13 protein-coding genes are annotated in these 14,924 nt (G+C 60.8%); 7 read left to right on the top strand and 6 right to left on the bottom strand.

Annotation, left to right across the window (positions count from 1 at the left end; genetic code table 11):
* The first annotated feature begins 25 nt into the window (after window positions 1-25).
* On the top strand, window positions 26-1,090 hold the full coding sequence (gene queG / locus ACA062_RS02385) for a tRNA epoxyqueuosine(34) reductase QueG (protein ID WP_497455062.1): 1,065 nt from the start codon (window positions 26-28) through the stop codon (window positions 1,088-1,090).
* 285 nt (window positions 1,091-1,375) lie between these two features.
* Here queG and ACA062_RS02380 read toward each other — a convergent pair whose 3' ends face one another.
* Both ACA062_RS02380 and orn read right to left on the bottom strand, forming a co-directional pair.
* Window positions 1,376-1,987 carry a trimeric intracellular cation channel family protein gene (locus ACA062_RS02380; protein ID WP_497455061.1) on the bottom strand — a complete coding sequence of 204 codons (612 nt, stop codon included), beginning with the start codon at window positions 1,985-1,987 and terminating at the stop codon, window positions 1,376-1,378.
* A 208-nt stretch (window positions 1,988-2,195) separates the two neighbouring features.
* Entirely contained in the window at window positions 2,196-2,738 is a 543-nt protein-coding gene (orn, locus tag ACA062_RS02375; RefSeq protein WP_128872842.1) for an oligoribonuclease, read from the bottom strand.
* 107 nt (window positions 2,739-2,845) lie between these two features.
* On the opposite strand from orn, the gene rsgA reads away from it, so the two are divergent.
* The gene (gene rsgA, locus ACA062_RS02370; RefSeq protein ID WP_497455060.1) at window positions 2,846-3,877 is read left to right on the top strand and encodes a small ribosomal subunit biogenesis GTPase RsgA; all 1,032 of its coding nucleotides are present in this window, start codon (window positions 2,846-2,848) and stop codon (window positions 3,875-3,877) included.
* A 92-nt stretch (window positions 3,878-3,969) separates the two neighbouring features.
* On the opposite strand, the gene motB is transcribed toward rsgA, so the two are convergent.
* Together motB and motA are read right to left on the bottom strand one after the other, a co-directional pair.
* Window positions 3,970-4,998: a flagellar motor protein MotB gene (motB, locus tag ACA062_RS02365; protein WP_497455059.1), complete on the bottom strand. Its 1,029-nt coding sequence runs from the start codon at window positions 4,996-4,998 to the stop codon at window positions 3,970-3,972.
* Window positions 4,999-5,001: 3 nt separating this feature from the next.
* Window positions 5,002-5,853, bottom strand: a complete 852-nt coding sequence (gene motA / locus ACA062_RS02360) for a flagellar motor stator protein MotA (RefSeq protein ID WP_497455058.1) — start codon at window positions 5,851-5,853, stop codon at window positions 5,002-5,004.
* A gap of 180 nt (window positions 5,854-6,033) precedes the next feature.
* Between motA and ACA062_RS02355 the strand changes: the two genes are divergently transcribed.
* The 3 genes from ACA062_RS02355 to asd are packed head-to-tail and all read left to right on the top strand — an operon-like array spanning window position 6,034 to window position 9,307.
* Entirely contained in the window at window positions 6,034-7,569 is a 1,536-nt protein-coding gene (locus ACA062_RS02355) for an HDOD domain-containing protein (protein ID WP_497455057.1), read from the top strand.
* 43 nt (window positions 7,570-7,612) lie between these two features.
* Window positions 7,613-8,428 (top strand): thiosulfate sulfurtransferase, encoded by an 816-nt coding sequence (rhdA, locus tag ACA062_RS02350; protein ID WP_497455056.1) that lies wholly within the window; start codon window positions 7,613-7,615, stop codon window positions 8,426-8,428.
* A gap of 18 nt (window positions 8,429-8,446) precedes the next feature.
* On the top strand, window positions 8,447-9,307 hold the full coding sequence (gene asd, locus ACA062_RS02345; protein ID WP_064675599.1) for an archaetidylserine decarboxylase: 861 nt from the start codon (window positions 8,447-8,449) through the stop codon (window positions 9,305-9,307).
* Window positions 9,308-9,363: 56 nt separating this feature from the next.
* Here asd and ACA062_RS02340 read toward each other — a convergent pair whose 3' ends face one another.
* Window positions 9,364-9,765 (bottom strand): lectin OAA family protein, encoded by a 402-nt coding sequence (locus ACA062_RS02340; protein ID WP_497455055.1) that lies wholly within the window; start codon window positions 9,763-9,765, stop codon window positions 9,364-9,366.
* Between the two features lie 341 nt (window positions 9,766-10,106).
* On the opposite strand from ACA062_RS02340, the gene ACA062_RS02335 reads away from it, so the two are divergent.
* A complete protein-coding gene (locus tag ACA062_RS02335; protein ID WP_497455054.1) occupies window positions 10,107-11,882 on the top strand; it encodes a cyclic-di-GMP receptor FimW-related protein in 1,776 nt (591 codons plus the stop codon).
* A 145-nt stretch (window positions 11,883-12,027) separates the two neighbouring features.
* Here ACA062_RS02335 and serB read toward each other — a convergent pair whose 3' ends face one another.
* Window positions 12,028-13,242 (bottom strand): phosphoserine phosphatase SerB, encoded by a 1,215-nt coding sequence (gene serB, locus ACA062_RS02330; protein WP_064675596.1) that lies wholly within the window; start codon window positions 13,240-13,242, stop codon window positions 12,028-12,030.
* 134 nt (window positions 13,243-13,376) lie between these two features.
* Here serB and ACA062_RS02325 point away from each other — a divergent pair, with 134 nt between their 5' ends.
* Window positions 13,377-14,906 (top strand): AhpA/YtjB family protein, encoded by a 1,530-nt coding sequence (locus ACA062_RS02325; protein ID WP_497455053.1) that lies wholly within the window; start codon window positions 13,377-13,379, stop codon window positions 14,904-14,906.
* The last annotated feature ends 18 nt before the right edge of the window (window positions 14,907-14,924 follow it).

The following is a 14,924-nucleotide window of genomic DNA, read 5'->3' as shown; positions in this document are numbered from 1 at the left end:
CCTCAGCTCCGGTTTCTCTCGTCTCATGCCTGCTATTACCACAGACCTGCCCGCCCTCGCCCAATCCATCAAGGATTGGGGCCGCGAGCTGGGCTTTCAGCAAGTCGGCATCAGCGGCCTGGACCTGGCCGAGCATGAGCAGCACCTGCAGCGCTGGCTCGAAGCCGGCTACCACGGTGAAATGGAGTACATGGGTGCCCACGGCAGCAAACGCTCGCACCCGGAAGAGCTGGTGCCGGGCACGTTACGGGTGGTTTCCCTGCGCATGGACTACCTCCCCGGCGACACAGAAATGGCCCAACGCCTGGCCCAACCGGAAAAAGCCTACGTTTCGCGCTATGCCTTGGGCCGCGATTACCACAAATTGATCCGTAAACGCGTGCAACAACTGGCAGAAAAAATCCAGGCGGTCATCGGCCCGTTCGGCTACCGCGCGTTCGTCGACAGCGCACCGGTACTGGAAAAGGCCATCGCCGAAAAAGCCGGCCTGGGCTGGATCGGCAAAAATACCCTGGTGTTGAATCGCAAGGCCGGCAGTTACTTCTTTCTCAGCGAACTGTTTGTCGACCTGCCATTGCCCGTGGACCCACCCCACGCGACCGAACACTGCGGTCGCTGCACCGCGTGCCTGGACATCTGCCCGACCAATGCCTTCGTCGGTCCTTATGTACTGGACGCCCGACGCTGCATTTCCTATCTGACCATCGAGTTGAAAAGTGCGATTCCGGAAGATTTGCGGCCGTTGATCGGCAATCGGGTGTTTGGTTGCGATGACTGCCAGATCGTCTGCCCGTGGAACCGCTTTGCCCGCCCGTCCGGCGAAAGCGACTTCAAGCCGCGGCACAATCTGGACAATGCCGAACTGGCCGAATTGTTTATGTGGGACGAAGACAAATTCCTCAGTAGCACCGAAGGTTCGCCGCTGCGCCGTGCCGGCTATGAGCGCTGGCTGCGCAATCTCGCGGTGGGCCTGGGTAATGCGCCGTCGAGCATTCCGGTGCTGGAAGCCTTGAAGGCGCGACGCGAATACCCCTCGGAACTGGTCCGCGAACACGTGGAATGGGCCCTGAAACAGCATGGCCTGGCGTAGGACTGCTGGACCTTGGACCTTGGACATTGGACATTGGACATTGGACATTGGACATTGGACATTGGACATTGGACATTGGACATTGGACATTGGACCTTGGACTGTTGGACCGCTGAACCGCTGAACCGCTGAACCGCTGAACCGCTGAACTGTAGGAGCTGTCGAGTGAAACGAGGCTGCGATCTTTTGATCTTGCTTGTCAAAAAACAAAATCAAATGATCGCAGCCTCGTTTCACTCGACAGCTCCTACAGTCCTACAGTCCTACAGTCCTACGGGGGCTACTTCAGGCTTCGTCGTTGTAGACGAACTTCGGCATTTCCCAATGGAAACGGATCGCCAGCAGACGCAGCAGAAAGCCGCCGAACAGGGTAATCAGAATCGCCTGCTCCCCGGGTAGTTCCAGATATATGCAGAGCATGTAGCACCACGCCGCCGCGAACGAGACGCTGGCGTAGAGCTCGCGGCGGAAGATCAGCGGGATGTCGTTACAGAAGATATCCCGCAGGATGCCGCCGAACACTCCGGTGATCACCCCGCTGACCGAAGCCACCAGCATGCCATGGCCCATTTCCAGCGCAGTCATGCAGCCGATCAGGGTAAAGGCCACCAACCCTACGGCGTCGAGTACCAGAAACAGCGAACGCAGGTGGCGCATCCAGCGGGCGGCAAACACGGTGAACATCGCTGCGATCGAGGTCAACACCAGGTATTCCGGGTGTTTGACCCAGGTCAGCGGGTAATGGCCAAGCAGCACGTCGCGCACCGACCCACCCCCGAGGGCAGTCACGCACGCGATCAGTACCACGCCAAACCAATCCATGCCGCGACGACCGGCAGACAAGGCACCGGTCATGGCTTCGGCGGTAATGGCGATCAGGTAGAGCATCAGCAACATGGCGGCGGTCCTTGCAGAAAGGCGCGCAGTCTACTCACTTCGCCGAAGCACCAAAAGAGCGCACTCAAGAACTTTCCCCTTGCCCGGTCAAAGGGTGACTGGGGGGACGCCATCGCGGGCAAGCCCGCTCCCACAGGGATCTCTGCCATAAGGAGATTCCTGTGGGAGCGGGCTTGCCCGCGATGAGGCCAGTGCGGACACCGCCGATTCAGAACTTGATGAAGTTCTTGCGGTAGTGCTGCAGCTCGGCGATCGATTCGCGGATGTCGTCCAGGGCCAGGTGGGTGCTGCCTTTCTGGAAGCTGTCGCGTACGTCCGGCGCCCAGCGTGCGGCCAGCTCTTTAAGGGTCGACACGTCGAGGTTGCGGTAATGGAAATAGCTTTCCAGGGACTTCATATGGGTATAAAGGAAGCGACGGTCCTGGCAGATGCTGTTGCCGCAGATCGGCGACTTGCCCTTCGGCACCCATTTTTCCAGAAAGGCGATGGTCTCGGCTTCGGCTTCGGCCATGCTGATGCGGCTGTCGCGAACCCGTTGGGTCAGGCCCGAGCCGCCGTGTTGACGGGTGTTCCACTCGTCCATGCCGGCAAGAATTTCATCGCTGTGATGAATGGCGATCACCGGCCCTTCGGCCAGGGTGTTCAGATCACTGTCGGTGACGATGGTGGCCATCTCGATGATGACGTCGGTATCGGGGTTCAGACCGGTCATTTCCAGGTCGATCCAGATCAGATTCTGCGGGTTTTGCATGTGTCGACTCCTAGGCAATGCTGCGCAGTTTAGCCTAGGGACGTGGCCGGGCGTGCTAAACTCGCCGCCGTTTTACCTAATCGCTGCATTCTTGATACGGAACACCCATGGCCAAACGCCAACTCAATCGTCGTCAAAACTGGCGCATCGAAAAGATTCAGGGCGAACGCGCTGCCCGCGCCGCCAAACGCGAGTCCTCGGCTGTCGAGGCACTCGAGGGTGGCGACCTGGGTCCGGAACAGACGGGCCTGGTGATCGCGCACTTCGGTGTGCAGGTCGAAGTCGAAGCGCTCGATGGCGAGTTGGCCGGCCAGGTGTTCCGCTGCCACTTGCGCGCCAACCTCCCGGCGCTGGTGACCGGCGATCAGGTGGTCTGGCGTGCCGGCAACCAGGGGATCGGCGTGATCGTGGCGCAACTGCCGCGTAAAACCGAACTCTGCCGTCCGGACAGCCGTGGCCAGCTCAAGCCGGTGGCGGCCAACGTCGACATGATCGTCATTGTCTTCGCGCCACTGCCTGAGCCCCACGCCAACCTGATCGACCGTTATCTGGTCGCGGCAGAGCACGCGGGGATTCGTCCGCTGCTGCTGCTCAACAAATTCGACCTGATCGACGAACACAACGCCCCGGCGTTGAATGCCTTGCTGGCGGTCTACCGCACGCTGGGCTATCCGGTGCTGGAAGTGTCGGCGCACCACGGCAACGGCATGGAGCAACTGCAGGAGCAACTGGACGGGCGCATCAGCGTGTTCGTCGGCCAGTCCGGCGTCGGCAAGTCGTCGCTGGTCAACAGCCTGCTGCCGGAAGTCGAAACCCGCGTCGGCCCGCTCTCCGAACTGTCCGGCCAGGGCACCCACACCACCACCACCGCGCGCTTGTTCCACTTCCCCGGTGGCGGTGAGTTGATCGACTCCCCGGGTATCCGCGAATTCGGCCTGGGTCACGTCAGCCGAGCCGACGTCGAAGCCGGCTTCATCGAGTTCAACGACCTGATCGGCACCTGCCGCTTCCGCGACTGCAAGCACGACCGCGAACCGGGTTGCGCCCTGCTCAAGGCCCTGGAAGAAGGCCGCGTGCAGCAGCAACGGATGAACAGCTATCGCTCGATCATCGCCAGTCTGCCGGAAAGCAGCTATTAAGTAGCCTGGATCATTTTCGTGATGCCACGAAAATGATCCGCAGAAGGCAGCAGAAATAAAAAAGCCGACATCACTGTCGGCTTTTTTGTGGGTCACTGTTTCGATGGCTCACCCGGCTTCGGCGCCGGGTCATCGAACAGATTCAAGCGCTCGCGAAGCTCATGCGCCGGCAATGGCTCTTTATCGGCCGGCAACGCATTCGGGTCGACGGGCGTGGCCGGCACTTCACCCGGGGCGCCCTGCCCTGGCATCGACTCCGGCGCTGGTTCGGCACCTTGCGCGCCTTCAATGGCACGCTGGGCTTTTTTGGTCAGCACCACGATGTCGATACGGCGATTGACCGGGTTGAACGGGTTACCCCGATCAAACAGTGTCGAAGAGGCATACCCGACGACTCGCGCCACTTGCGATTCCGGGTAGCTGCCGGCTACCAGCGCACGGCGGGCCGCGTTGGCACGGTTGGCTGACAGCTCCCAGTTACCGAAATCACCGGTACCCGAATAGGGTGTGGCATCGGTGTGGCCGCTGATGCTGATCTTGTTCGGCACGGCTTTGATGGTGTCGGCCATGGCCAGCAAAATATCTTCGAAGTACGGTTTCAGGCGGGCACTGCCCGAGTCAAACATCGGCCGGTTTTCCGCGTCCATGATCTGGATGCGCAAACCATTGGCAATGATCTCGAACTGGATCTGGTCCTTGAATTTGTGCAACTGAGGATTTTCATCCACCTTGCTCTGCAGTTCTTGCAACAGCAGCTCCAGCCGCTCCTTCTCGACCTGCTCGGCCATGCCTTCGGCCTGTTCGGTACCGATGGTCACTTTGTCCGGCTGCGGTTGGGATTTGACCTCGGGATTGAGCGTGATATCCGGTGCCAGGGTCGGCGTACCACCCAGGTCGATGATGTAGGGCGTGCCGCTTTCGGTAAAGCCGATCGGGTCCTTGAAGTAACCGGCGATGGCGATCTTCTGCTCAGGCGTTGCGTTGGACAGCAGCCACAGCACCAGGAAGAACGCCATCATCGCCGTCGCGAAGTCGGCGAAGGCGATTTTCCAGGCGCCCCCATGATGCCCGGCGGCGTAGCGCTTGACGCGCTTGATGATGATCGGCTGGTTATTCTCCATGACTCAGCGACCGCGAACCGCTTGTTCCAGCTCGGCGAAGCTGGGGCGGTGCGCCGGGTACAGCACCTTGCGGCCGAACTCCACCGCCAGCGATGGCGGCATGCCGGAAGCGGAAGCGACCAGCGAGGCCTTGATGGCCTCGTAGACGTTCAGTTCTTCCTTGGCATCGTGGGCCAGGGAGTGGGCCAGCGGGCCGAAGAAACCATAGGCTGCAAGAATACCGAAGAAGGTACCGACCAGCGCCGCACCGACGTGCAAGCCAATGGATTGCTGATCGCCATCACCCAGGGACGCCATGGTCACCACGATACCCAATACCGCCGCGACGATACCGAAGCCGGGCATGGCGTCGGCGATGCCGTTCACGGCGTGGGAGGGGTGATCCAGGTCTTCCTTGAGGCTGTACAGCTCCATGTCGAACAGGCCTTCAAGCTCGTGGGGCGCCATGTTGCCGGACGACATGATGCGCAGGTAATCACAGATGTACGCCGTCATGCGCTCATCTTTCAGAACCGCCGGGTACTTGGCGAAGATCGGGCTCGCGGCGGCATCTTCAATGTCGCCTTCGATGGCCATCATGCCTTCGCGGCGGCTCTTGTTGAGGATCTCGTAGATCAGCCCCAGCACCTCAAGGTAGAAGATGTGGGTGAAACGCGAGCTGAACATGCCCAAGGACTTCTTGAACACGCGCATCGTCATGTGACTGGGGTTGGCCTGCAGGAATGCACCCAGGGCCGCTCCACCGATAATCATCACCTCGAAGGGCTGAATCAGCGCGGCAATTTTACCGTGGGAGAGCACGTAGCCGCCGAGCACGCTCGCGAATACGACGATGATGCCGATTATTTTAGCCATAGGATGGGGAGCACTTACTGAGTCGGGTTCAAGGTCATATTCGGAAGTTGAAAAATCTCTTCTTCTCCTTATCGGCAAAACTGCGCCAGACTATAGCCCGTTCAGTTGAAAAGCCAATGTGGCCCGCTCCGGGCATACGCTTGGGGCATAGATAAATGCAGACGATGATCGCGTCCAGACATGGCTAACCAAACGAACGTTCCAACGCCGCCGAGCACACTCGATGGCTGGGTCAAGCTGCTCGATGGCGTGCGCCTGCCCGTTCCGCAAGCCAGTCATGATCGGGTTTGCAAAGCCATCCGCGACAAGCGAAGTTCGCTGCGCGATATCGCCGAAATGATGCAGGACAGCCCTGCCCTGGCCTTGAGCGTGATTCGCGAAGCCAACCGGCATGCCCATGGCCGCCTGTCCACGCCCGCTGAAAACCTGGAGGTAGCGCTCAATCGCCTCGGGTTGAAGCGCATCGAAGAGCTCCTCGGCCGGCTGCCCGCCGAGCCGCTGTCGCAGATCCCCGTCGCCCTGCGCCAGCTGCAGTTGATCAGCCAGCACGCGACCCAACAGGCCAACGGTTTTTTCGCCAGTCGCCTGGCGCGGCTGTGGCAGGACATCCATTGGGGCAGCCTGCTGTTTCTCTCGCCGTTGTGGCCGATGGCGTTGACCCATCCGCAGTTGCTTGAAGAGTGGGAGCAGCGGGTCATCCATAAAGGCGAATCGGCGCGCGACGTCGAGAAGCAGCTGTTCGGCGTACGCCTGCTGCAAATCGGTCAGGCCCTGGTGGACCTCTGGCACCTGCCATTCTGGGTGCAGCAAGGTTACCGGCTGCTGCTCAACGAGCAACGGGAACTGGTCAAGGTCCTGCGCATCGCTCGCGACAGTAATCACCCGTTGCGCCAGCAGAACCGCCTCGATGACGATCCGACCCTGCGCCGCTGGCTCAATCAACCGGCCAACACCGTGTTGCTGGCCAACGGTCTGGCGCTGTCGGTGCAACAGGCCTGGGACAGTCCGCACGCTGAGCGCTGGCGCTACCTGACCTGCCTTTACCTGCAAATGCCGATGGCCGATGTGCAGCAGCAGTTGCACCGACAGGCCGTCACCAGCGCCCGTCATCACGCCATGCCAGACCTGTGGCACCCGGCCGTTTCGCTGATCTGGCCATGGGGGAGGAAGAACATTCACGTGGATGGGCTGCCGACCCCGGCGCCGACCGCCGAAGACCTGGTGGAATGGCGCAGGCAGTGCGCCGAATTGCTGATGCAGCCCAGTCGCTTCGCCAATGCCATGCACTTGACCACCTCTGCTTGCGACGCCCTGGTCGCGTGCGGCATGCAACGGGTGATGATTTTAATGGCCGACCGCACTCACGCCCATTTGCGGGTGCACCAGGCCTTCGGCCTGCCAAAGGCAGCCGCCGCCCTGAGTTTCCCTGTCAGCCAAAGCACCGTGCTGCAACGCCTGCTCTCGCAACAGGCGCAGTTGCGCCTGAGCCCGGCCAACCATGCGCGACTCTCGGCCCTTCTGCCCGCCGACCTGCGCTCGCAATTCGCGGGTGAACACCTGTTACTGCGCTCACTGGTCAGCAACGGCCGGGTGATCATGCTTGTGGTGGCGGATCAGGGCGGCGGGCCGTTCTCGGAGATCACCGTGCAAGCCTTCGGCAAAACCGCGCAGTGCATCGAAAAAGCCCTGCACAGCTTTAGCCACCGCGGCCACTGAAGGCTGCGCTACAATCCAACCCTTTGTGCTCTGGAGACCTCACATGCCTGACTTCTCTGGCTTGACCCTGGTGATCGAGCCGAGCGACCTGCTCGCCCGCCTCGAAGCCCGCGAACTTATCCTGGTGGACCTGACCAGCAGCGCCCGTTACACCGAAGGGCATATTCCCGGCGCACGCTTTGTCGATCCCAAGCGTACGCAACTGGGCCAGGCGCCTGCGCCGGGCCTGCTGCCGACCCAGGGGGCGCTTGAAGCATTGTTCGGCGAACTGGGACATAACCCCGATGCGGTCTACGTCGTCTATGACGATGAAGGCGGCGGCTGGGCCGGACGCTTTATCTGGCTGCTGGACGTTATCGGCCATCGCCACTACCACTATGTCGACGGCGGTCTGCAAGCCTGGCTGGCGGAAGGTTTGCCCATGTCGATCCAGATCCCGGCGGCGGTCGGCGGCCCGGTCCCTCTGACCTTGCACGACGAACCCATCGCCACCCGCGAGTACCTGCAAAGCCGTCTCGGCGCAGCCGACCTGGCGATCTGGGACGCCCGCGGACCGCTGGAGTACTCCGGCGAGAAAGTCCTGGCGGCCAAGGCAGGACACATCCCCGGCGCGGTCAATTTCGAATGGACCGCGGGCATGGATCCGGCACGTCACCTGCGCATTCGCACGGACATGCCGCAGATCCTGGAGCAACTCGGGATCAGCAAAGACAAAGAAGTGATCACCCACTGCCAGACCCACCATCGCTCTGGCTTCACCTATCTGGTGGCCAAATCCCTCGGTTATCCGCGGGTCAAAGGCTACGCCGGCTCATGGGGCGAATGGGGCAACCATCCCGATACCCCGGTAGAGAAATAAGGTTTCTAAGGACCATCAATGAATAAGCGTTTGTTTATCCTCAGCCAATACCTGCTGCCCCACCATTTGCTGTCGCGACTGGCCGGCTGCATTGCCGAATGCCGCGTGCGCTGGTTCAAGAACGCCTTTACGGCGTGGTTCGCCAAGCGCTATCAGGTGGACATGTCCCAGGCGCTGGTCGAAGACCTCACCGCGTACGAGCACTTCAATGCGTTCTTCACGCGCGCCTTGAAAGAGGGTGCGCGCCCGCTGGACCAGACGCCGGGGGCCATCCTCAGCCCCGCCGACGGTGCCGTCAGCCAACTCGGCCCGATCGAACACGGCCGCGTGTTCCAGGCCAAGGGCCACAGCTTCAGCGTCCTGGAGTTGCTCGGTGGTGACGCGGCCAATGCCGCGCCATTCATGGGCGGCGATTTCGCCACCATTTATTTGTCGCCGAAGGACTATCACCGCGTGCACATGCCATTGGCGGGCACGCTGCGCGAGATGGTCTACATTCCTGGGCGGATTTTCTCTGTCAACCAGACCACCGCCGAAAACGTGCCGGAACTGTTCGCCCGCAACGAGCGTGTGGCGTGCATTTTCGACACTGAGCGCGGGCCAATGGCCGTGGTGCTGGTGGGTGCCATGATTGTGGCATCGATCGAAACGGTCTGGGCCGGATTGGTCACACCACCGAAGCGCGAGCTGAAAACCTTCCGCTACGACGAAGCAGCACGTGCGCCGATCCACCTGGAAAAAGGTGCGGAACTGGGTCGCTTCAAACTGGGTTCGACAGCCGTGGTGCTATTCGGGCCGGACCAGGTGAAATGGGCTGAAGAACTGGCGGCCGGTTCGCCGGTGCAGATGGGCCAGGGCATGGGTCTGCCAACAGCCTGATGCCTGATCCGAACCCCGCGAACGTCTTCGCGGGGCCGGACACGTCGGTGGTGCCGCTACTCTATCTGTCCACGGAAGCCGATCGGTCCTTCATTGGCGTAGGTATTGGTGCCACTGAGGTTTTTCCCTCCATCACTGGAGGTCACACTCAACGCGACAACGTTCTGATTATCGCGGCCGCCGATGACCCACTTGCCACCTGGATGCCATGGGGCATCGTTACCGCCCCACTGATTTTCAACGTTGTACTGGTTCTGGCCCGTGCGTTGAGCCTTGAAACCAATGGGACCCTCGCCGGCGTAAGTCATGGTGCCGGTGAAGCTCTTGCCGCCATCGCCCGATTTGATGTCGATCGCGACAACCTTCTGGTTGTCCCGCGCGCCCAGTACCCAGTCTCCACCTGGATGCCAGGGTGCCGAACTACCGCCCCATTGATTTGCCACTACGTATTTAGACATGAACCTCATCTCCTTGAAGTTACGAAGAGACCTGCCCTGCGTCTGCAGCAGGCCGTGCGACTGTGCGTATCCAGTCGCACGACTGTCAGATTAGTAGCACACCCGAACGGCACCAGACTGACAGACAAACGGTAATCCCCTGCCTGCCGACACTCCCCTTGTAGGAGCTGCCGAAGGTTCGGGCCGCGTTCGGACGATCTTTTGATCTTTAGCGTCATCACTGTCGCCGAAAATCAAAAGATCGCAGCCTTCGGCAGCTCCTACACGGGGTCGAGGGTACTTCTGCATGTTACAGTCATGCCATTCACTGCCCATTTTCCCTGTCGGAGTTTGTCCACGGCATGAATGAAACTCTTCCCCACCTCTTGCTACGCGCGCCCACCCCCAGGCAGTTGCGCCTGACGTTCTGTGAAGCCACCCCGCGCGACCTCAAGCGCTGGATTGCCAAACTGCCTAAAGCCAGCATCGGCGAAACCGCGCGCCAGCTCTATCAAGGCTTGAGTGAACTCAATCAGCTCCTGACGCCCAGCGATAACCGCCTGCAAATGCTCGAGCTGCTAAGGCCCGAGGTGTATTACGTCTGCAAACACCTGGAGCGGCATTTCCTGCATCAGTCGATTGTCCTCGACGAACGTTCGCGCAAGATCGCCAACCTCTGCCAGGCGCTGCAAAATCACCTGGCGATTGGCTATAAACAGATTGTCGTGCGCATCACTCCGCGATTCAGCAAGGACCGTGCGCCGCTGCTGACCCAGGCGTTGCAACGTGCGATCCATTGCCTGAACGGGCCGTTGATCCGCGCCACCGAGCTTTATTGCCCGGTACCGGAAGGGCTGTGGCTGGAGTTGCACCAGCTGTATCGGATCGCTTGTCTGCACCAGCTGCAGCACCTGAGCCTGCGCGACGAGCTGGCCAGCCAGACGCAAACGCTGAGCATCGAACAGACCTACGTCGTCGCGTTGCTGCTGGGTGCCTCCCGTTGCAACCAACTGCGGCAGAACCAGATTGCCCGGGTCGCCGAGGTGCTGGAGCCCTGGAGTAAATGGATCAAACTGCAACCCGGTAAACGGTCCGATGGACTGTTTGCCATCGCATCGGACAGCGACACCGGGCCTCGTTATAGCGCCCGGTTTCGCCCGGAGCAGCAGGAAAGCGTTCTCGCGATCGATCCGCTGCCGCTGGTCGCAGCCATCGAAGCTCATTTGCAAAAAACCGACAGCTCGACACCCCTGCCGGTCCCTGCAGGGCTGAGCCTCGATACGCTGCAACACCTGCATGCAGCCTGGGGCCAGACGGCCGAGCGCGGCTTCCAGCGCACTGTCGGCCAAGGCACCTTGACCCTGTGCATCGGCATGAGCGCACTGCACTTCTATCTGGGTGGGCAACGTTCGTTCAGCGACATCCTGAAACACTCGGGCTCCCGACAGGCGCAATTCTCGGCAATATCGCCAGATCGAGTAAAAGACCTGTGGAGCCCTGTCGCGCACCAGGGCAACGTGGGCGATCTGTTGCCCTACGAAGAAATCGAGTACCCGCAACTTCGCAATGACGACAGCCATGAGGCATCCGACCGCAATCAACACTTTGCGACTTATGCCCTGCCGGTGATCAATCACAGTCCTGGCGGTTATTGCCTGGCCTGGCCAGGCGCAGTGCCCGCCGAGCTACAGGCGGGCGAAATGGTGGGCCTCGAGGATTCTGCAGGACAAGGCTGGAGCATCGCAGTGGTGCGCTGGATCCGGCAGGTGCGTGGCGGTGGTACGCAAATGGGGATCGAGCAGGTCGCGCCTTACGCCGAACCTTGCGGGCTGCAATTGCTGCGTGACCATGACGGTCACAGCCAATACCTGCGCGGTTTGTTATTGCCGGCCATCAGCGCGATAGACCTGCCGCCGACGTTGCTCGCTCCGCGCCTGCCCTTTCAGGAAGGCCACAAGGTGGTGATCAATACCCACGGAGAAGAACGCCGGGTCGCGCTGGATCGGCGACTGGCGAGCACCCACAGCTTCAATCAGTTTGCCTATCGCTTGCTGGAGACAGCCGCAAACGTCAACGCCGGAGGGAGCGGTGAGGTTCGTATCGAGCAGGAATTCGATTCGTTGTGGAAGACGCTTTGAGGGTGAATCTGTAAGACCGCGGCGCCGCCATCGCGGGCAAGCCCGCTCCCACAGGTTCTTCGGTGTGCACACGATCTGTCACACAAAGGAGATCCCTGTGGGAGCGGGCTTGCCCGCGATGAGGCCCGATCAGGCAACCGAGATATCAGAGCTGCCCGTCGCGATCCCGGAAGCCCAGCAGATACAGCACACCATCCAGCCCAAGGGTGGAAATCGCCTGCTTCGCCGACTGCTTGACCAGCGGCTTGGCGCGGAACGCCACGCCCAGCCCGGCAATCGCCAGCATCGGCAAATCATTGGCGCCGTCGCCGACTGCTATGGTCTGCTCCAGACGCAAACCTTCCTTGTGCGCCAGTTCCTTCAGCAGATCCGCCTTGCGCTGTGCGTCGACGATCGGTTCAACTGCCACGCCGGTGACTTTGCCATCGACCACTTCCAGCTCGTTGGCAAACACATAGTCGATGCCCAGCTTGGCTTGCAACTGCTTGGCAAAATAAGTGAAGCCACCCGACAGGATCGCCGTCTTGTAGCCCAGACGCTTGAGTTCGGCGAAGAGTGTTTCCGCGCCTTCGGTCAGGCGCAAAGAGGCGCCGATCGAGTCCAGTACGCTAACGTCCAGCCCCTGCAGCAAGGCCAGGCGCTCTTTGAAGCTGGCGCGGAAATCCAGCTCGCCAGCCATCGCCCGCTCGGTGATGGCGGAGACCTGGTCACCGACACCGGCGGCCTTGGCCAGTTCGTCGATGACTTCGGCTTCTATCAGCGTCGAGTCCATGTCGAACACAGCCAGGCGTCGGTTGCGGCGGAACAGCGAATCTTCCTGAAAGGCGATGTCGACGTTCAGTTCCTGGGCAACGCTTAAGAATTCCGCCCGCAACGCTTGCGGGTCAGCCGCCTCGCCACGCACGGAAAACTCGATGCAACCCTTACCTTTATCGGCCGGGGTATCCAGCGGCATACGCCCGGACAGTCGGTCGATGTGGTCGATGTTCAGGCCGTACTTGGCAGTGATCGAACTGACTCGCTGCAATTGCTCGGCAGTCACTTTGCGGGTCAATAGCGTCACGATGTGGCGTTTCTTGCCCTGATTGCCCACCCATTGCTGGTAATCCTCTTCGGACACCGGCGTGAAACGCACTTGTTGATCGAGCTTGTAAGCCGTGAACAGGATGTCCTTGAGCACCGACTTGCCTTGTTCGGTGTCAGGAATTTCAACCAGGATGCCGAACGACAGGGTGTCGTGGATCACCGCCTGACCGATGTCGAGAATGTTCACACCACCCTGGGCCAGAACGCCGGTAATGGCCGCAGTCAGACCCGGTCGGTCGACTCCCGTGATGTTTATCAGGACGATTTCGCGCAAGGCGCACCCCCGCAGGTGGAAAAAAACCGCATTCTACCCACATTCAGTGACCATCGGGCACCGTCAGCGCTTTGCCGGTCTAGGGCCTGTCGCTATACTGCGCGTCAACTTCACGGACAAAGAGCCGAGCTCAAGTGAACCGGCCCACGCCAATAAAAACCGATAACTTCTTTCTGCTGATCTTCCGTGCACTGCGCCACCGCCGTGTACCGATTGCATTGCGCATCGCCAGCCATAACGTGATCCTGGTCGCTCTGGCTCTGGTGATCTACGCCTGCGTGATGGGTTTGCAGTTCAAGCAGGCCATGCATGAGCAGGCGGATGCGCTGGGCGAAAGCCTGACCACCCAGACCGCCACGTCGGCCACGGAGCTGTTGGTGTCCAACGACATCCTCAGCCTTAACGTGTTGCTCAACAACCTGACCAAAAACAAGCTGGTGGCCCACGCCGCCATCTACAGCGTGGATAACCGCATCCTCGCCGAAGCCGGTCAGCGCCCCAAGCACAGCCTGCTGGGCGAAGCCGAGGGCATGTACCAGAGCAAGATCACCTTTCAGGACGTGACCGCCGGGCAACTGCGCATCAGCCTGGACATGGATCAATTCCAGCAGCCGATGACCATCAGTCTGCAAAGCATGGGCATTCTCAGTGCCATTCTGCTGGCCTTGTCGTTGGCCCTGAGTCTGCGCCTGGGACGCAACCTCTCCACACCGCTGATGCAATTGCGCGTGTGGTTGCGCAATATCGACGAATACACGCCGGGCACCGATCGTCAGGACGAGATCGGCGACCTGGCTCGCCAGTTGCACGCGGACTTCGCACCGGAACCGGTTGAACCGGAACCTGAGCCGGAGCCTGAGTTCGACGATGCCGATGACGACGAAGAGGCCGATCCTGCCTTTGAAGTGCGCAACCTGCGCGACCCCAGCTTTGACGAAAGTCGCCCGGTAGCCGCCTTGAAGCCTGCGCCGCGGCGCATTGTCAGCACCGTCGAGGATGACGATGACGACGAAGACCCGTTTGCCGATCTGCGTGATGTCTCTGCGGACAGTGCGCCGAAAGTGCTGGTAAAACCAAAGCCATCGAATGTGCCGCAACACAGTGCCGTGCTCGCCGTCCAACTGGGCGCACAGGATCAGCTGCGCCGCCTGCCCCGGGCACGCCTGGAAGAACTGCTCAAACGCTATCGCGATTGCCTCGATCAGGCCGCGTCGCTCTACCAGAGTGAACTGCATACCCTGAACGACGGCAGCACGCTGATGCTGTTCCACAGCGAAGACAGCGGTGACGATTACCTGACCAATGCCATTTGCTGCGGTGAGTTGTTGCGGGCTCTGGGCCATCAGTTGCAGATCGAAGTCGCGGACAGCGGCATCACCCTGCAATTGCAGTTGGGCCTGACCCTGGGCAACGAATTGTTCGGCTTGAGCCAGATTGATCTGCTGTTGACCGAAACGGCCCAGGACGCCCTGGCCCTGTCGCAACACAGCCGCAACCTGCTGCTGGTGGAGCGCAAGATCAGTGACGACGCACTGATACGTCAGCGTGCACGGATCCGGCCGATTGCCAGCCCGGAAGGCGCGTGCTGTGTAGAGCGGCTGATGGAGCCTTATCCGTCGATGCTCGAGCGACAATTGGCGCGGATGCATGAGCGCCGGGCTTAAGATCTAGCCCTGATGTGA

The organism is Pseudomonas sp. LBUM1679, from assembly GCF_059695565.1.
This window is presented reverse-complemented; position numbering and strand designations above follow the sequence as displayed.